At 37.4% G+C, this 18,481-nt stretch carries 18 protein-coding genes and 1 pseudogene; 18 read left to right on the top strand and 1 reads right to left on the bottom strand.

The window, feature by feature from the left end:
* Positions 1–72: 72 nt before the first annotated feature.
* From LB888_RS05830 to LB888_RS05895, 14 genes and pseudogenes are all read left to right on the top strand, one after another.
* Positions 73–405 carry a hypothetical protein gene (locus tag LB888_RS05830; RefSeq protein WP_311920540.1) on the top strand — a complete coding sequence of 111 codons (333 nt, stop codon included), beginning with the start codon at positions 73–75 and terminating at the stop codon, positions 403–405.
* Between the two features lie 23 nt (positions 406–428).
* Positions 429–845 carry an acetyl-CoA carboxylase biotin carboxyl carrier protein subunit gene (locus LB888_RS05835; protein WP_318753922.1) on the top strand — a complete coding sequence of 139 codons (417 nt, stop codon included), beginning with the start codon at positions 429–431 and terminating at the stop codon, positions 843–845.
* A gap of 31 nt (positions 846–876) precedes the next feature.
* Positions 877–1,998, top strand: coding sequence for a sodium ion-translocating decarboxylase subunit beta (locus tag LB888_RS05840; RefSeq protein WP_276649186.1), 1,122 nt, complete (start codon positions 877–879; stop codon positions 1,996–1,998).
* A gap of 19 nt (positions 1,999–2,017) precedes the next feature.
* Positions 2,018–2,152 (top strand): OadG-related small transporter subunit, encoded by a 135-nt coding sequence (locus LB888_RS05845; RefSeq protein WP_276649185.1) that lies wholly within the window; start codon positions 2,018–2,020, stop codon positions 2,150–2,152.
* A 43-nt stretch (positions 2,153–2,195) separates the two neighbouring features.
* Positions 2,196–2,504: a citrate lyase acyl carrier protein gene (gene citD / locus LB888_RS05850; protein WP_311920537.1), complete on the top strand. Its 309-nt coding sequence runs from the start codon at positions 2,196–2,198 to the stop codon at positions 2,502–2,504.
* Entirely contained in the window at positions 2,492–3,379 is an 888-nt protein-coding gene (gene citE, locus LB888_RS05855) for a citrate (pro-3S)-lyase subunit beta (protein ID WP_276649183.1), read from the top strand. The genes citD and citE overlap by 13 nt, the downstream gene beginning before the upstream one ends.
* A 1-nt stretch (position 3,380) precedes the next feature.
* Positions 3,381–4,915: pseudogene (gene citF, locus LB888_RS05860) on the top strand (citrate lyase subunit alpha).
* Positions 4,878–5,477 (top strand): citrate lyase holo-[acyl-carrier protein] synthase, encoded by a 600-nt coding sequence (citX, locus tag LB888_RS05865; RefSeq protein WP_318753957.1) that lies wholly within the window; start codon positions 4,878–4,880, stop codon positions 5,475–5,477. The pseudogene citF and the gene citX overlap by 38 nt, the downstream one beginning before the upstream one ends.
* Positions 5,455–6,843 (top strand): oxaloacetate decarboxylase subunit alpha, encoded by a 1,389-nt coding sequence (locus LB888_RS05870; RefSeq protein ID WP_311920531.1) that lies wholly within the window; start codon positions 5,455–5,457, stop codon positions 6,841–6,843. The genes citX and LB888_RS05870 overlap by 23 nt, the downstream gene beginning before the upstream one ends.
* Before the next feature lie 334 nt (positions 6,844–7,177).
* A complete protein-coding gene (locus tag LB888_RS05875; protein WP_318753923.1) occupies positions 7,178–7,327 on the top strand; it encodes a hypothetical protein in 150 nt (49 codons plus the stop codon).
* A 426-nt stretch (positions 7,328–7,753) separates the two neighbouring features.
* Positions 7,754–9,139: an oxaloacetate decarboxylase subunit alpha gene (locus LB888_RS05880; protein ID WP_318753924.1), complete on the top strand. Its 1,386-nt coding sequence runs from the start codon at positions 7,754–7,756 to the stop codon at positions 9,137–9,139.
* Positions 9,140–9,153: 14 nt separating this feature from the next.
* Positions 9,154–9,486, top strand: a complete 333-nt coding sequence (locus tag LB888_RS05885; RefSeq protein ID WP_318753925.1) for a hypothetical protein — start codon at positions 9,154–9,156, stop codon at positions 9,484–9,486.
* Positions 9,487–9,550: 64 nt separating this feature from the next.
* On the top strand, positions 9,551–9,910 hold the full coding sequence (locus tag LB888_RS05890; protein ID WP_276648388.1) for a biotin/lipoyl-containing protein: 360 nt from the start codon (positions 9,551–9,553) through the stop codon (positions 9,908–9,910).
* Positions 9,911–9,920: 10 nt separating this feature from the next.
* Positions 9,921–11,051 (top strand): sodium ion-translocating decarboxylase subunit beta, encoded by a 1,131-nt coding sequence (locus LB888_RS05895; protein WP_318753926.1) that lies wholly within the window; start codon positions 9,921–9,923, stop codon positions 11,049–11,051.
* Positions 11,052–11,150: 99 nt separating this feature from the next.
* Here LB888_RS05895 and LB888_RS05900 read toward each other — a convergent pair whose 3' ends face one another.
* Positions 11,151–12,215 (bottom strand): AbrB family transcriptional regulator, encoded by a 1,065-nt coding sequence (locus tag LB888_RS05900; protein WP_318753927.1) that lies wholly within the window; start codon positions 12,213–12,215, stop codon positions 11,151–11,153.
* A 242-nt stretch (positions 12,216–12,457) separates the two neighbouring features.
* Here LB888_RS05900 and LB888_RS05905 point away from each other — a divergent pair, with 242 nt between their 5' ends.
* The 4 genes from LB888_RS05905 (at position 12,458) to LB888_RS05920 (ending at position 18,471) form a co-directional block, all read left to right on the top strand.
* Positions 12,458–12,721, top strand: a complete 264-nt coding sequence (locus LB888_RS05905; RefSeq protein WP_078755234.1) for a type B 50S ribosomal protein L31 — start codon at positions 12,458–12,460, stop codon at positions 12,719–12,721.
* 698 nt (positions 12,722–13,419) lie between these two features.
* Positions 13,420–14,955, top strand: coding sequence for a class I adenylate-forming enzyme family protein (locus LB888_RS05910; RefSeq protein WP_318753928.1), 1,536 nt, complete (start codon positions 13,420–13,422; stop codon positions 14,953–14,955).
* 23 nt (positions 14,956–14,978) lie between these two features.
* Positions 14,979–16,184, top strand: a complete 1,206-nt coding sequence (locus LB888_RS05915) for an acyl-CoA dehydrogenase family protein (RefSeq protein ID WP_078755236.1) — start codon at positions 14,979–14,981, stop codon at positions 16,182–16,184.
* Positions 16,185–16,215: 31 nt separating this feature from the next.
* Entirely contained in the window at positions 16,216–18,471 is a 2,256-nt protein-coding gene (locus LB888_RS05920; protein ID WP_318753929.1) for a 3-hydroxyacyl-CoA dehydrogenase/enoyl-CoA hydratase family protein, read from the top strand.
* Positions 18,472–18,481: the final 10 nt, after the last annotated feature.

The following is an 18,481-nucleotide window of genomic DNA, read 5'->3' on the forward strand; positions in this document are numbered from 1 at the left end:
TACAATAAAAGAACACGGATCAGGATAAATTAGGTTTATAATAGAGGTATAGCATGGGAAAGGAGTGGAAGGATGAACTTATTCTCAAAGGTTAAGGAATGGTTGGAAAGTTTTAAACCTGGCGATGGAACGCCGGAGTTAGCTGTAACAGAAAGACAAGTTGATGAAAACTTATGGGAAAAAATACCGGATTACATTGATGTCAACGGTACGGATAAAGAATTAGTGAGTGTTATTGCAGCTTCAATCGCAGCGGGTGATGCTCCTGAGAGTGAGTTTCGGGTTAAATCAGTTCAGCAACGGAATCCTGAAGCAGTAGAAATAGCGTTGATTGCCTCAAGTATTGCCGCAAGAGAGTATGAAGACAGCCATTGGGTTGTCCACAATATTTATAAGAAAAAATAATTTATCTTAGGAGGAATAGATATATGTTACGTAAATTTAAAATCACTATCGATGGTAAAGAGTATTTAGTAGAAATGGAAGAAATTGGAGGAGCAGCTCCAACAGCTGAGGTCGCACCAACACCGCCAGTGGCTCCAGCAGCTCCAGTACCATCATCCGTTGAGGAGAAAACAGAAGACACACCGCCAGTAGCCCCAGCAGCCCCAGTTGCTGATGTTCCAGCTGGTGTGGATGCTATGAAAGCGCCAATGCCAGGAACTATTACTAAAATCTTGGTCAATGTAGGTGACAGTGTAGCAGAAAATCAACCGTTAATGATTTTAGAAGCAATGAAAATGGAAAATGAAATTGTATCAGGGCGCGCAGGTACAGTTCAAAGCATCCATGTTAATCCAGGTCAAACGGTAAACCCAGGAGATGCTTTAGTAGTGATTGGTTAATAAGTTTTGATTAAGAGAAGGAAGTGAATTTGTGGAAACATTAATAACAGGAATTACCTCCGTTACCGGTGGACAGATTGTGATGATGTTGGTTGGTTTATTACTAATGTATTTGGGTATCAAAAAAGAATATGAACCAACATTATTAGTACCTATGGGATTAGGAACATTATTAGTTAACTTCCCTGGTTCAGGCGTGGTGACCCAAGTGGTTAACGGTGTCGAACAAGAAGGGGTTTTTGATATTCTATTTAACTTCGGTATTGGAACCGAATTGTTCCCATTATTAATCTTTATTGGGATTGGAGCGATGATTGACTTTGGTCCATTATTACAAAATCCATTTATGTTATTATTCGGTGCGGCTGCTCAATTTGGTATCTTTTTTGTCGTTGTTGTAGCAGTTTTAGCAGGTTTTGATATTAAAGAAGCAGCATCGATTGGTATTATCGGTGCAGCGGATGGTCCGACTTCAATTTTCGTAGCGAACCAATTGGCACCATCCTTATTAGGGCCAATTACCGTAGCAGCGTATTCTTATATGGCCTTGGTACCGATTATTCAACCATTTGCCATCAAGTTAGTGACAACGAAAGAAGAACGTAAAATCCGCATGACGTATAAAGCAGAGGGCGTTTCTAAAATGACTAAAATCTTATTCCCGATTGTGATTACGATCGTAGCAGGTTTTATTGCGCCTATCTCATTACCTTTAGTAGGGTTCTTAATGTTTGGTAACTTATTACGTGAATGTGGGGTATTAGAACGTCTATCGCAAACAGCTCAAAATGAATTAGTAAATATTGTGAGTATCTTATTAGGTTTAACTATTTCTGTTAAGATGCAAGCTGATTTATTCTTAAATTTTCAAACCTTATTAATCATTTTATTTGGTCTAGTGGCCTTTATTATGGATTCAATCGGTGGGGTTGTGTTCGCGAAGATTTTAAACTTATTTAGAAAAGAAAAAATCAATCCAATGATTGGTGCGGCGGGTATTTCAGCATTTCCAATGTCAAGTCGTGTTATTCAAAAAATGGCGACTGAGGAAGATCCGCAAAACTTTATTTTAATGTATGCAGTAGGGGCGAATGTTTCAGGACAAATTGCTTCTGTTATTGCAGGTGGATTATTATTAGCATTCTTTAGTTAATCAAAGGGGAGGAAAGTAAATGAATGTAGAACACTTATGGATGGCCTTCCAATTAATGTTTGTTGGGATGGCAGGTATCTTTCTTGTTTTAGGTATTTTATATGGGGCAGCGGAAGCATTATTAAAGTATTTCCCTGCTGATAAAGAACAATGATTTAACATAGTTTTGAAATAATCAGAAATGATGAGGTGGAAAAATGGAAATAAAAAAAACAGCCATCGCCGGTTCACTAGAATCGAGCGATATAATGATTACAATTAATCCGGGATCTAACCAAAACATATCGATTAATTTAGATAGTACTGTTGAAAAACAATTTGGAAGAAGAATTCGTGAAGTAATTGAAAAGACACTAAATAATTTAGGCGTTACTTCTGCCGAGGTTGAAGCGGTTGATAAAGGAGCATTAGATTGTACGATTCAAGCAAGAACGATTGTTGCTGTACACCGTGCCGCTGAAGAAGCTTCATATAACTGGAAGGAGATTGACTTATGGAACGTTTAAGAAGAACCATGATGTTTGTCCCAGGTGCCAATGCAGCAATGTTAAGAGACGCACCTCTCTTTGGGGCCGATTCACTGATGTTTGACTTAGAAGACTCTGTATCATTAAAAGAAAAAGATACATCTAGAGCATTAGTTCATTTTGCTTTACGTACGTTTGACTATTCAAGTGTTGAAACCGTAGTGCGTATCAACGCATTAGATGCAGGCGGTGAAGCGGACATCGAAGCCGTTGTTTTAGCCGGAGTGGATGTTATTCGTTTACCAAAAACAGAAGATGCTCAAGATATTATCGATGTTGAAGCGGTTATCGAACGTGTAGAACGTGAAAATGGAATTGAAGTGGGACGTACGAAAATGATGGCAGCCATTGAGTCTGCCAATGGGGTTTTAAATGCACGTGAAATCGCCAAAGCGAGTGATCGTTTAATTGGGATTGCCCTAGGAGCAGAAGATTATGTTACGAATATGAAAACCCGCCGTTATCCAGATGGGGCTGAATTATCATTTGCACGTAATATGATTTTACATGCAGCTCGTGCTGCTGGCATCGCAGCCATCGATACGGTTTACTCTGATGTTAATAATACCGAAGGGTTCCAAAATGAAGTACGCTTAATTAAACAATTAGGTTTCGATGGTAAATCTGTCATTAATCCTCGCCAAATTCCATTAGTGAATGAAATTTATTTACCAACAGAAAAAGAAATTCAAAATGCTAAAGAGGTTATTGGGGCGATTCGTGAAGCCGAAGCGAAAGGTTCTGGCGTTGTTTCTCTAAAAGGTAAGATGGTTGATAAACCAATCGTAGAACGTGCAGAACGTGTGATTGCTTTAGCGATAGCTGCAGGAGCATTATCTGAGGAGGATATTTAATATGGTACTAAATAAAGTAGGACGTGACATTCCAGAAGAATACGCAGAAGTATACGGTGTATATGAAGGTGAAGATGCTAATATTAAAGAGTATAGTGAAGCAAGCCGTCAAATTAAACCAGTGCATCCACGTGATGAAAAATTATTAGGTTCAATTCGTGAAGCGATTGAGAAAACAGGATTAAAAGATGGTATGACTATTTCATTCCACCATCATTTCCGTGAAGGAGACTTCGTGTTGAATATGGTAATGGAAGAAATTGCCAAAATGGGCATTAAAGATATTTCAATTGCTCCAAGTTCAATTGCTAATGTCCATGAGCCACTAATTGAACACATTAAAAATGGTGTGGTAACAAATATTACCTCATCAGGTTTACGTGATAAATTAGGTGCTGCTATTTCAGAAGGCATTATGGAAAATCCAGTGGTTATTCGTTCACATGGTGGACGTGCTAGAGCGATTGCTCGAGGTGACATTAAAATTGACGTTGCATTTTTAGGAGCTCCTAGTGCGGATGCGTATGGAAATGCTAATGGGATGAAAGGGAAAGCCGTTTGTGGATCTTTAGGATATGCTAAAGTAGATGCAAAATATGCTGATAAAGTTGTCATCATTACCGATACATTAGTTGATTACCCTAATACCCCAATTAGTATTCCGCAAACTGATGTTGACTATGTGGTCGTTGTAGATGCGATTGGCGATCCATCAGGGATTGCTAAAGGAGCGACACGTTATACGAAAAATCCAAAAGAATTATTAATAGCTGAATATGCATCGAAAGTGATTACGAATTCACCTTACTATAAAGAAGGTTTTTCATTCCAAACAGGTACTGGGGGGCATCATTAGCAGTAACCCGCTTCATGAGAGAACAAATGCTTAAAGACGGGATTAAAGGTAGCTTTGCTTTAGGTGGCATTACCAATGCGATGGTTGAATTATTAGAAGAAGGATTAATTGAAAAAATTATGGATGTTCAAGACTTCGACCATCCATCAGCATTATCTTTAGATCGTAATGCTGGTAAGCATTATGAGATTGACGCTGTCATGTATGCTTCACCATTAAGTAAAGGTTCTGTTATTAATCAATTAGATACTTGTATTTTATCAGCATTAGAAGTGGATACCGACTTTAATGTGAATGTAATGACCGGTTCTGATGGCGTCATTCGTGGCGCTTCAGGTGGACACAGTGATACCGCTTATGCATCTAAAATGAGTTTAGTCATTACACCGATTGTTCGTGGACGTATTGCGACAATTGTTGATAAAGTCAATACGGTCATTACTCCAGGAACGAGTGTGGATGTGGTGGTAACTGAATTAGGAATTGCCATTAATCCAAATCGTCCGGATTTAATTGAACATTTTAAAGATTTAAAAGTGCCACAATTAACAATAGAAGAGTTAAAAGAAAGAGCTTATGCCATTGTAGGTAATCCAGATCCAATTGAGTATGGCGATAAAGTGGTGGCTTTAATTGAGTACCGTGATGGTACCCTTATCGATGTCGTTAAAAATGTATAAACGAGTGTTCGATGGCGCAATAGTTGAATTAACCGATATGCTTGAAGCTCGCGAAAAAAGGAGCTTACGACAGCAACAATTATTTGCCCAATTTCCTCATGGCACTTTGCTCTGTGCTACCTTAAATATTCCTGGTCCAATTAAAAGGAGTGAGACGCTTCGTCTCATCTTTGATCAGGTAATGGATGAGGTATTGGCACAGCTTGACGGAGAAAAAATCCTTTTTCAAAAACAATTAGACCAAAAAACAGGCATAGAGTTTTATTTAATGACTTTAGAAAAAGCGAGCACTGTTAAACAAAAAATGATGGCAATTGAACAGACGCAATCCATTGGGCGTTTGTTTGATTTGGATGTGTTAGTTATGGCTAATGGTCAAATGAAAGGGTTGAGTCGTCGAGAATTAGGCTTGCCGACGAGACGTTGCTTAATATGTGAGGCAGATGCCAAAGAGTGCGGGCGTTCTCGCAAGCATTCTGTTGAAGAAATGCAAATAAAAATTGTTGAACTGATAAAAGAATTTATGAAGGAGGATGAGTATGGCGAGAATCCAAATAACTGAAACAGTCTTAAGAGATGGTCAACAAAGTCAAATAGCAACCCGAATGACTACTGAAGAAATGTTGCCAGTACTTGAAACATTAGACCAAGCTGGTTATCATGCTTTAGAAGTTTGGGGTGGCGCTACTTTTGATTCTTGCTTACGCTTCTTAAATGAAGACCCTTGGGAACGTTTAAGAACTATTCGTAAGACGGTCAAAAATACTAAATTACAAATGCTATTACGTGGACAAAATCTTTTAGGTTATCGTAATTATGCGGATGATGTTGTAGAATCATTTGTACAAAAATCCATTGAAAATGGCATTGATATCATTCGTATATTTGATGCTTTAAATGATCCTCGTAATTTAGAGACAGCTATTAAAGCTACCAAACAATATGGCGGACACGCACAAGCGGCGATTTCTTATACAACCAGTCCGGTTCATACCGTTGAATATTTTGTGGAATTAAGTAAAACGTATGCAGAAATGGGTGCTGATTCCATCTGTATTAAAGATATGGCAGGAGTGTTAACCCCACAAACGGGTTATGAACTAGTGAAACGTATCAAAGAAAATGTGTCAATCCCTCTTGAAGTGCATACTCATGCAACCAGTGGTATTGCAGAGATGACTTACTTAAAAGTAGCTGAAGCTGGAGCAGACATCATTGATACAGCTGTTTCTTCATTTGCAGGGGGCACTAGCCAACCGGCGACAGAATCAATGGCGATTGCTTTAGAAGAGCTAGGTTTTGAGACGGGATTAGATTTGAAGAAAATTGAAACCATTGCCGAGCATTTTAATAAAGTACGTGATCATTATCGTAAGGAAGGAATCTTAAATCCGAAAGTAAAAGATACGGAGCCTAAAACCTTAATTTATCAAGTACCTGGTGGGATGTTATCGAATCTATTAAGCCAATTAACGGAGCAAGGTCTAGCAGACAAATATGAAGAAGTGTTGGCTGAAGTACCACGTGTGCGTAAAGATTTAGGCTATCCGCCATTAGTCACACCATTATCACAAATGGTTGGAACGCAATCATTAATGAATATCATTGCCGGCGAAAGATATAAAGTAGTGCCGAATGAAATTCGTGATTATGTAAAAGGTTTATATGGTAAAGCACCAGCAGCAATAGATTCTGAAATAAAGCAAAAAATTATTGGCGATCAAGAAGTGTTAGCCGTAAGACCGGCAGACCTTATCGAACCACAAATGCCAACTTTACGTGATGAAATTAAACAATACGCTAAGAGTGAAGAAGATGTCTTATCATATGCTTTGTTTAAACAACAAGGTAAAGATTTCTTAGGACGTCGTGAGGACCGTTTCTACGATGTGCCACTTCAAACAGTAAAAGTATCTTTTGACGCTTAAATTGCTTACTATTATATGTAAATAGCTTAAAGGAATGGCGGCCAGGATAACATTTGATTATTTTGCTTTCTTATCTACCATTACAATGCTTTGACAACTGAAAAGATTCTTTAGAATGCAGTGTTAACTCAATACCCCACTGTATTGCTACAGAAAAAAGAGGTCTGAAAAGAGATGATGTGATGTGACCCTCGAACGTTAGAGTTAAAAACTAACTGTATGGGGGCGCGTCAATGACATTTCGAATCAGGCTCTTTTTTATTAAAAGAGGAGAGGTTAGGTAAAAATTTTTTAAATTCTGTTCAGGCATCGGTGATAATTCTAAGCGCAGTGGTTGAGTGGCCTCAAACTGCATCTTAATGAGATTGAACATAAATTTGAAAAATTCAGTCAAATTAGTGCTTATTCATTAAAAGCGCAGTGGTTGAGTGGTCTCAAACTGCGTCTTAACGAGGTTGAACATAAATTTGAAAAATTCAGTTAAATTAGTGCTTATTCAATAAAAGCGCAGTGGTTGAGTGGTCTCAAACTGCGTCTTAACGACTTGTTTGATGCCTACTCAACTGTGCGGGGGTAGGCCTACGAAGCGAAAATTATTCAATTTTCTACTTCTGGTCTACTCCCAACTGTGCGGGGGTGAACAGACGAAGCGAAAATCATTAAATTTTCTCTTGACTTATTACCACTAGACTTAACCTCTATGTCAATTAAACGTATAGAGTACCTTTGAATTGATTATGAGATTAAAAAAAGAGAAGCATTTTAATAGTGAAATACATTGGTTAGTACGATTATTTAAAACGATATTAAAAAATTAAAAGAACGCCTCAATATACACAATACAATAATGAAAGCGGATTTATTATTTGGTATAATAATATTAAAGTATAAAAAGGAGAGTGGTAATATTATGACGGAAAAGCATTTAGTTGGCATCACTGAAACCGTTCTAAGAGATGCGCATCAAAGCTTATTGGCGACCCGTATGCCTTTTGAAGACATGAAAGACATTTTGCCGGTAATCGATCAAGCTGGATATGCTTCATTAGAATGTTGGGGCGGCGCGACCTTTGACGCATGTATTCGCTTCTTAAATGAAGACCCTTGGGAACGTTTAAGAAATATCAAAGCATTAGCTCCTAATACGCCGTTGCAAATGCTGTTGCGCGGGCAAAATTTATTAGGTTATCGTCATTATGCGGATGATGTGGTCGATAAATTTGTCGAGAAAGCCGCAGTAAATGGGATTGAAATTTTTAGAATTTTTGATGCCTTAAATGATATGCGCAACACCAAACAATCGGTTGAAGCAGTCAAAAGGGCTGGAAAGGAAGCGCAAGTCGCCATTGCATTTACAACAAGTCCTGTTCATACCGATGAGTATTATGTTGGACTAGCAAAAGAAATTGAGGCCATGGGCGCTGATTCACTGTGCATTAAGGATATGGCCGGCATTCTGACGCCTCAACGTGGCTATTCGTTAATTAAATCCATCAAAGAGGTAGTGGCGATACCGGTAATTGTCCATACGCACGCGACCAGTGGTGTTTCTCAAATGACGCTTTTAAAAGTGGTAGAAGCCGGTGCTGATCGAATCGATACCGCCATTTCACCATTAAGCGAAGGGACTAGTCAGCCAGCAACAGAATCACTAGTGATTGCATTAGAAGAATTAGGCTATCAAACAACGATTAATCATGAGAAATTAGATTTAATTGCTGACCACTTTAGAAAAATGCGGGATAAATATTTAGCTGAAGACTTAATCAATCCTAAAATGTTGACCTCTGATCCACGTGCTTTAATTTATCAAGTACCAGGTGGGATGTTGTCTAACTTAAGTTCTCAATTGAAACAAGCAGGTTTGGCTGAAAAGTATGATGAGGTGTTAGCGGAAGTTCCTCGAGTGCGCCAAGACTTAGGCTATCCTCCATTAGTGACCCCGCTTAGTCAAATGGTAGGAACGCAAGCTACGATGAATATCGCTACAGGTGAACGATATAAGATGGTTTCAAATGAAGTTCGCAGTTATCTAGTAGGCAAATACGGTAAGTCCCCGGTGGCAATCGATGAAACGTTTCGCCGTAGTATCATGGGTGATGAAAAAGTCATTGATTATCGACCAGCCGATGATTTAGAAGCTGAATTTGAAAAGCTAACGTTAGAGATAGGTGACTTAGCTAAAAGTGAAGAAGATGTCTTAATTTATGCTCTGTTTCCAGAGGTTGGGAAAAACTTTTTAATGAAGCGTAATCAACCTGAAGAATCAGTGGTGAAAGTCACAGCGTATATTTAGAAAGGATGAAGCCGATGGAATTTACAATCATTGATGGAATAAATTTAACTTTTTCTGCCATATTAATGGTGGCCTTTACACTTATTTTAATCATGTTTTGTATACAGTATGTGAGTAAATTAGTAGAAAAATACGAGCAAGTACAAGCAGTGTTACGACAAACAGAAGGAACAAATGAAAGCACCCCATTGCAACTCTATCCATCAGAAAGTTCAAATACATTGTCAAAAAAGACCTTATTTGAAGAAGATAAATTAGCAAGAGTAGCGGTGTTAACGGCATTAGCCCATGCGAGCGAAGATGAACCAGATAAGCGTTTTGAAGTAGTATCGGTAATAAAAAAATAGCAATCGTTATGAATGAGGATGCCTCTTTAAAAGAAAAATAAACAATCCAGAAAGGATGAATTTCATGAAAAGATATGAAGTAGTGGTTAATGATGAAGTGTTTGAAGTGAGTTTACGAGAATTAAAAGCCGATGAAACAATCGAAGTAACGCCTCAAACATCAGCTGTTAAAACCAATGATACACCTGTTGCTTCTACGACGAACAATCAAGAAGGGGTTGTTGTCAGCGCGCCGATGAGTGGTGTGATTATGAAAATATTGGTTAAAGAAGGCCAAAGTGTCAAAGCAGGCGATAATTTATTTATCCTAGAAGCAATGAAGATGGAAAATGAAATAAAAGCTACTCAAGATGGCGTAATCAAATCAATTTTAGTGACAGAATCGCAACAAGTTGAAACGAAACAAGAATTAGCAGTAATGTAGGAGGGATGATATGTTAGAAATTATCAGTGAATTAATTGCTAACTCCGGATTTGCTGCTCTTTCTGGTAAGAATTTTATTATGATAGTGATAGCTTGTGTGTTGCTTTATCTGGGGATTAGAAAGCAATATGAACCGTACTTAATGATTCCTATTGCCTTTGGAATGTTACTTAGTAATTTACCTATTTCAGGCATTATGGACCCAAGTAATGGCATCGATCCGGGAGGGTTATTATACTATTTATATCAAGGCACTAAGTTAGGGATTTATCCACCCTTAATATTTTTATGTTTAGGTGTCGCAACGGATTTTGGTCCGTTAATAGCGAATCCAATGACGATCCTATTAGGAGGCGCTGCACAATTTGGTATTTTTGCTGCCTTTTTCCTCGCCTTATTATTTGGGATGACGCCTCAAGAAGCGGCTTCCATTGGCATTATCGGAGGAGCGGATGGGCCGACAGCAATCTTTACCACAACGCGTTTGGCACCACATTTATTACCAGCGATTGCGGTAGCGGCTTATTCTTATATGGCGTTGGTACCTGTTATTCAGCCACCTATTATTCGAGCATTAACGACTAAAGAAGAACGGAATGTTGTGATGGAAGAACAACGAAAAGTTTCTCAAGCAGAAAAAATTATCTTTCCGATTGTTGTGACTATTTTGGTTAGTTTATTAGTACCTAGTGCAACGACTTTAGTAGGGATGTTAATGTTAGGAAATTTATTACGTGAAACTAAAATAGTACCGTTATTAACCGATGCATTACAAAACTCAATGATGTATATTGTAACGATTTTATTAGGAACAACCGTTGGAGCAACCGCTACTAGCGAGATCTTCTTATCACCGGACACCTTGTTAATTATCGTGTTAGGATTGATTGCCTTTGCATTCGGGACCGCTTCAGGTGTGTTAATTGGTAAAGTGATGTATAAATTTACTGGTGGAAAAATTAATCCGATGATTGGTGCTGCCGGTGTCTCAGCTGTGCCAATGGCTGCTCGAGTGGTACAAAAAGAAGGACAATTGGAGAATCCATCCAATTACTTACTGATGCATGCGATGGGACCGAATGTGGCCGGAGTAATTGGTTCCGCAATTGTGGCGGGGGTCTTGTTAGCGATGTTTGGTTAGAGTTTGAATTATTAAAAGGATACCCTCAAAAGGCTGAATTCTACTGCCTCCCAAATCCGGATAAGGACAAAGGGAGTAGTAGCCTCTTGAGGGTATTTGTTATGATAATAATGATGCTAACCAGATGATTAATTTCACCACATTTGGTAGCACAATAATTGTATAGAGCATTCGGATAATTTGAGTACTCGCTATTTTAGCCAAATCGCCACCCAATTCGCCGGCAATCAATGAAATATCTGTTGCGCCAGCTGGAGAAGAAGAAAATAAAGCTGATTGCAAATCAATGAGTCCCCGGCGATAGATAAAGATAGAATAGAAATAATTGAGTGTCAAATAAGAGGCCAATAAAATGATTGCGGGAATAATTAAATGAAACATACTTTGGATACTCTCATGAGTAAAGGTCGTTCCAATAATTGAACCGGCACATATTTGAGCGGTATATCTAAGAGCCGGTCTTAAAGGTTGACTACCGCCATATAATTTGGTCAATACCGAAGCGATTAAAGCACCGATTAATGTCCCTACCGGCAGTTGTGAATAATAGCCAATAACGCCTCCGATTAGGGAGATAGAAATAACATAGAGGTCATTTTTGATGGGTGGGTAGGATTTTTTGACGTTGGTAGCTGTTATTTTACTGTCACTATTTTGAACTGGCGTTGCATTGAGTCGTTTTAAAATAAACTTAATCCAATTAGGTAAGATAAGGAGCATCCCCACTAAGCGAATAGTCTGCATTGAAGCTACGACATCTGCTTGAGCGCCCATATCAATACTCATAAGGGAAACATCCATGATACCACCAGGTAAGCACATCAGTAGCGCTGTTACTAAATCAAATTTAAAAACAACATGAAAGATAAATCCAACTAAAATCATATTTAATGTAAATAAAGCTAAAAGCAAAGCGACAGGTTTACGCATTTTAGGAAGATTTTCTAAGTCAGAGTGGTTAATCAATTGACCAATGAAAGCGCCACTTAAGATTTGCGCAAATAATTTTAAGTTACGGGGCACATAAAGGTTACCGAATATTATATTGATGATGGCAACGACCACCATACTGCCAATCATGAACGCGGCAGGAATTTTAAGTTTTTTAAATAATAGTCCTCCCAGTAAGCCAATCAATAATGTGAGTGCAATTTGTTCAATCATTCAAACACCTCTTTAATGAACTATATTTATTATTATAACATTCTAGCGGCTAATCATATTAATTAGATTGGATTTAAGCTCTAAATTTCAAGACTAAATAATCAGTGGGCAATTTGATGTAAAAAAATATCAAAAAATCTTTGCATTCAAGAAGGTGTCATGGTATTATAATAATGTTGCAAAATGCACAGTAATAACTCTAATTTAGCAAATAGATTAGGGCAGAAAGGACGAAGAAAATTATGAAACAAGGAATTCATCCAGAATATCAAAAAGTAGTGTTTATGGATACTTCAACTGGTTTCCAATTCTTATCAGGTTCTACTAAATCATCAAATGAAACTGTTGAATGGGAAGACGGTAATACTTATCCATTAATCCGTGTTGAAATCTCTTCAGATTCTCATCCGTTTTACACTGGACGTCAAAAATTCACTCAAGCCGATGGTCGTGTGGATCGTTTCAACAAAAAATACGGTTTCAAAGACAACAACGCTGCAGAGTAATTCTAGTAGCTTAAAAACATTGATATATCAAGGTTTTAAAGGTTTACCATGTGATGTGGTAGACCTTTTTTTATGGACTTTACCGACTTTTTACCGACTTTTTTGGAATGTACCAAAAAATAAGGGGGTATTTTGATGAAATACTAAATTTATATAAGAATATAATCACCCAAATAAATATTGAATAGACAACCTCCATAATCGTTTAACTATCGTTTCGTATGTTTTTATTTTAAAGCCTGAACAGTATCAGACATTGGGAGTAGGAAGAAGTTTCCAAATTAGTCGGCACCATCTTTACAGCACTCAAAAGAGATGTCCATAGATCATATAAAGGAAGCTGTTAGCTTAATTATTATATTCAAATACTTTAAAGAAGCGTTTATTTTTAGGAAATGATGGCATTTTTTTACTATTAGCTATAAGTTTTACTAATCTATTATGAATGCCGCATTGTGATAATTAATATTTATAGCTAAAAATAAAGTTATAAAAAAACTATTAAACACTGATATAACAAATAACTTTTGTGTGGAAGAGTCACTGTACAGATGAGAATCGGCTTGTGAACAAAAACAACACTATTAGCTCAACTTATAGTAAGTCTGAATATTAATTATTTTTTTTATGACCAAAGACTTGCTATAATGAAAGCGTAAACAAAACAGCGTTTACATTTATTAAAGAGGAGGTATTGTATGAACTTCGATTGGATTAAAGTGAGAGCTGTGACTCATAGTGATAAAGTTGCAATTATTGAGCCAGCTAAAAAAAGAGAATGGACTTATCATGAGTTGAATGTCCGTGCAGAGAACTTAGCGAATTATCTTGTTGAGCAAGGAGTTCAAAGAGGAGATAGAGTAGGGGTATTTGCACCAAATGATGTTGCGATTGCCGATTTTTTCTTTGCTTGTATTAAGATGGGAGCTGTATTCATCCCATTAAATTGGCGTCTTAAGCCATTAGAGATTGCGAAAGTTGTTGAAGATTCAGGAACGAAATTCATCGTAAACGCTGTTAACCATGAGGATCGTCTGGAAAATGTTCCCAAAGAATATATTAAATTAAACATTGATTTACCGGAATATGATGAGATTGTCAATCCAGCTAATCATCATCCATTTGAATCTGTAGATCTTGAGTTGAATGATCCAGCATTCTTAATCTACACAAGTGGTTCAACCGGAACACCTAAAGGGGTACTTCATACGCATCAAAGTTATCGTAATAACGCCTTTAACGAGATTTTATCATTTAACTTAACGGAGGAATTACGTGTTATTATCAATGTGCCGTTATTCCATATTATCGGATTTGTTGATATGTTAATTCCTGTTTTAATGTTAGGTGGAACGATTATATTAGAACGCTATTTTAATGCTCAGACTTTAAATAGTATGATTCGTGAGTATCGTCCAAATACTTTAATTATGATACCAACGATGTATTATGCGATGCTTGCATCACCTGACTTTGCACCAGATGTTTTAGAAAGTGTTGATTTAATTGTTTCTGGTGGCGCGCCGCCATTACCACAAATTGCGCAAGCTTTTGAAAAAATGGGCAAACCCATTATGAACATTTATGGTTTATCTGAAGTGCCTTTAGTAACGTTCAATCGGAAAGAATTTGCGAAAGAAAATTCAGCAGCCATTGGACAACCGTTAATGAATGGCAAGATTAAAATTGTCGATGACCAATTAGAAGAAGTTGGAGTTGGCGAAGTGGGTGAATTATTAGTAGCGGGTGCCAATGTATTTGCCGGCTATTGGAATTTACCTGAAGAAAATGAAAAAGTATTCCACGAGGGGTATTTTAGAACGGGTGATTTAGCAACTCGTAATGAAAAAGGTGAAATAACAATTGTTAATCGTCTGAAAGAGTTAATCATAACCGGTGGCGAGAATGTTTTACCTTCTGAGGTAGAAGCGATTCTTAATAAACATCCATTAATTAAGAGTGGCTTGGTAGTGGGATATGATAATCCGAAATATGGAGAGTCAGTATCAGCAGCCATTATTTTAAACCCTGAAGCACGCGATTATGAAAACTTTGAAGAGGCTTTAGATGAGTTTATGATGAAAAACTTAGCAGGTTATAAAGTACCAAAACTGTACTTAGTACTAGAAGAAATCCCATTGAATTCAGTTGGTAAACCTGACCGTTTAGAAATTCAACGGATGATGAATGAATACGCAAAAGAAATTGATGATCCTGTTAATCACAATAAATAACACGAATATGGAGGAAAATTATTATGTCAACTAAACAAGAATTATTAAATAGATTATATCCTGAGGATGTTTTAAAATTATCTGCTGATTTAACTGAAGGAGAAGTAAAGGTTTTAGCGCAATTAGTAGAACTTTTAGAAAGTAAGTATCGTAAAGATTTAAATAAACATTGGACTAATTGTACAGTACCAGAAGGCTTCTTTGAAGATTTAGGAAAATTAGGTTATAAAACAAACCCATTATTATTTGAAGGTCGTGAAGGGGCGAAAGCACCAAGTCAATTATTTGAATTCTTCTTCACTTATACTTTAGCTCGTTTTGATATTTCCTTAGTTACTTTATTAGGCGTTCACTCAGGATTAGGGTTTAATTCCTTCTTATTCGGTGGAGATGATGCTCAACGTAAAGAATATTTACCGAAATTAGCTTCTCATGAATTAAGAACTTGTTTCGCTTTAACAGAACCATTGCATGGTTCAGATGTAGCGTGGGGATTAGATACTACTGCTCGTCGTGAAGGGGATAAATGGATCTTAAACGGTGAAAAACGTTGGATTGGTGGCGCAATTGTTGCGGATGTCATTCCAGTTTATGCGCGTGATGAAGAAACGGGTAAACCAAAATGTTTCATTGTTGAAAGAGAACAAGCAGGTGTTGAAATCGATGTTATTGAAAATAAAATTGCATTGAAGATAGTTCCTAACTGTAATATTAAGTTGACGAATGTTGAAGTAGAAGAATCAAAACGTCTACAAAACATTAATGGCTTTAAAGATATTGCTAAAGTATTATTCTCAACACGTGCAGCTGTTGCGTTCATGGCAACGGGTGGAATGGCAGGAGCTTTACAAGCAACCTTGAAATATGTTAAAGAACGTGAGCAATTCGGTAACAAGATTGCAAGTTATCAATTAGTTCAAGAAAAATTAGCAATGATGCAAGCAAACTTAACACAAGCAATGTCATTATGTGTCCATATTGCGAAATTACAAGAACAAGGCGATTACAATGAAGTGGTGACGTCGATTGGTAAAATGATTAACTCATTACGCTTGAGAGAATCAGTAGCAATGGGACGTGGTATCTGTGGCGGTAATGGTATCGTAGCAGATTACGATATTGCACGCTTCTTCTCAGATGCTGAAGCAGTTTTCACTTATGAAGGAACACATGAAGTTAACTCACTTATCATTGGTAGAGCAATGACAGGTGAAGCAGCATTTAACTAAAAGTGCTACAAGATGACGAGGAGGAAATAATATGACCATTAGAAAAGCAACCGTTTTGGGTGCTGGCGTGATGGGGTCGCAAATTGCGGCCCTTCTCGTTAACGCCGGTATTCAAGTAGAATTACTTGACGTAGTAATTGATCAAAATGATAAAAATAAATTATCTAAAATGGGTTATGATCGCATTAATGATCGTAAAAAACCGATGTTATATGATGCGAAGTTTTTAGGGAATTTATCCTATGGGAACTTTGATGATAATTTAAAAGAAGCTTCTGATTCTGATTTATTTATTGAAGCAGTAAAGGAAGATATCCAAATTAAACACGATATTTGGAAGAAAATCGCTGCCGTAGCGAAGGATACAGCCATTTTAGCAACTAATACTTCTGGAATTCCAATTGAAATGATTGCTAAAGTCTTATCAGATGATGAAAGAGCGCGCTTCTTAGGAATGCACTTCTTCAATCCACCACGCTTTATGAAATTAGTAGAATTAATTCCTAATTCAAAAACAAGTGACGCTACAATGGAAGTGGTGAGTGACTTTGCAATTAATGGCTTAGGTAAAGGAGTTGTAACAGCAAATGACGTTCCGGCCTTTATCGCTAACCGTATTGGTACGCATGCAATGGCGGACAACATGGCCAGAGCTGAAAAACTAGGTTTATCAGTTGTTGAAGCAGATGCTTTAACTGGAAAAGTTATTGGACGCCCAATGGGAACCTATGCTTTATCAGACTTAGTTGGATTAGATATTGCAACTTCAGTAGTTAAAGGTATCATGATGGATCCAAGTGAGACGGAACATTTCAGTTTACCAGATTTAATGCCAAAATTATTAGAAAAAGGTTTATTAGGGAATAAAGTAAAACAAGGATTTTACAAGCGTGAAGGTCGCAAAAAATTAGTCATTTCACCGGATACATTAGAATATACTGAGGTGGAAATGCCATCATTACCTATCTTAGCGCAATTTGGTCGTAAATTAAAAGATAATTTAGATACTATCTTTAATAGTGACGATCCAGCTGGAAAATATTTATGGGAAACCTTAGCGGCATCGTTCTATTACTCAGCATTAAATGTGCCGAAAGCAGCGAATGATTATAAAGATATCGACCGTGCTTTAGTTTGGGGCTTCAATTGGCAAAAAGGTCCTTTCCAATTATGGGATTTAATGGGATTCGAGCGTGTTAAAGAACGCTTAACAAAAGAATATGGTTCTTTACCAGAATGGGTAGCGAATCGTACTGAACCGTTTTACCAACCAGGTGAGGGCTTAGAACAAACGACGTCGATTGAAGAGAAAATTGAAAAAGATCTATGGGATGGAGAGGCTTCAAGATTTAGTGTTGTCAACACGGATCAATTATTGTTCAAGTTTAAGACACCGAATAATACCATTACCGACGGTTTATGCGAGGATTTAATTAAAGCAGTTGATACCTTAGAAAATAAAGACTATTCAGGAATGGTTATTTATTCTGATGGGCCACACTTTAGTTTAGGTGCGAACTTGTTAATGATGAAAGCAGCTATCGAACAAGAGCAAGTAGATGAATTAGTCGGAGGTACTATTTCAGTATTACATAATGCTGTCAACCGTATGCGTTATGCAACTAAACCAATCGCAACCGCAACTCAAGGGCGTGCTTTAGGTGGTGGAGCAGAAATTTTATTAGCGTCACCATTTGTTGTAGCAGCAGCTGAATCTTATATTGGTTTAGTAGAAGTGGGTGTTGGTTTAATTCCAGGTGGTGGAGGTTTGGCAGAATTAGCTGAACGTGCAACCATTGGTAATGATCAAACGTCTAACAAAATTCAAACCTTAGCCAAAGTAGTGATGAATGTGGCTCAAGCTAAAGTAGTGATGAATGCTTATGAAGCGCAAGAAAACTTATTCTTGAAACCAACAGATACCATTATTATGAACGGTGATCGTCGTGTTGAGGTGGCTTTAGACCGTGTTCGCTTCGAGGCTAATGCCGGCTATGTTCCACGTACAAAACGTACTTTTGCCGCTTTAGGAACAGACTTCATCGGTGTGGTTGAAGGGCAATTAGATTCTATGAGATTAGGTCATTTTATTAGTGATTACGATATGGAGATTGCGTTAGCATTAACCGAAGTATTAGCAGGTGGCGAGGTGCCAAGAGGGACACTCGTTAATCAAGCATACTTACAAAGCTCAGAAAAAGCCCAATTCACACGTTTAGCGAAAAATCAAAAAACATATGAACGTATTGCACATATGTTAAAAACTAGAAAGCCGTTAAGAAATTAATGGATGAACA

Source organism: Globicatella sp. PHS-GS-PNBC-21-1553, from assembly GCF_033564055.1.
GTDB classification, from domain to species: Bacteria; Bacillota; Bacilli; order Lactobacillales; family Aerococcaceae; genus Globicatella; species Globicatella sulfidifaciens.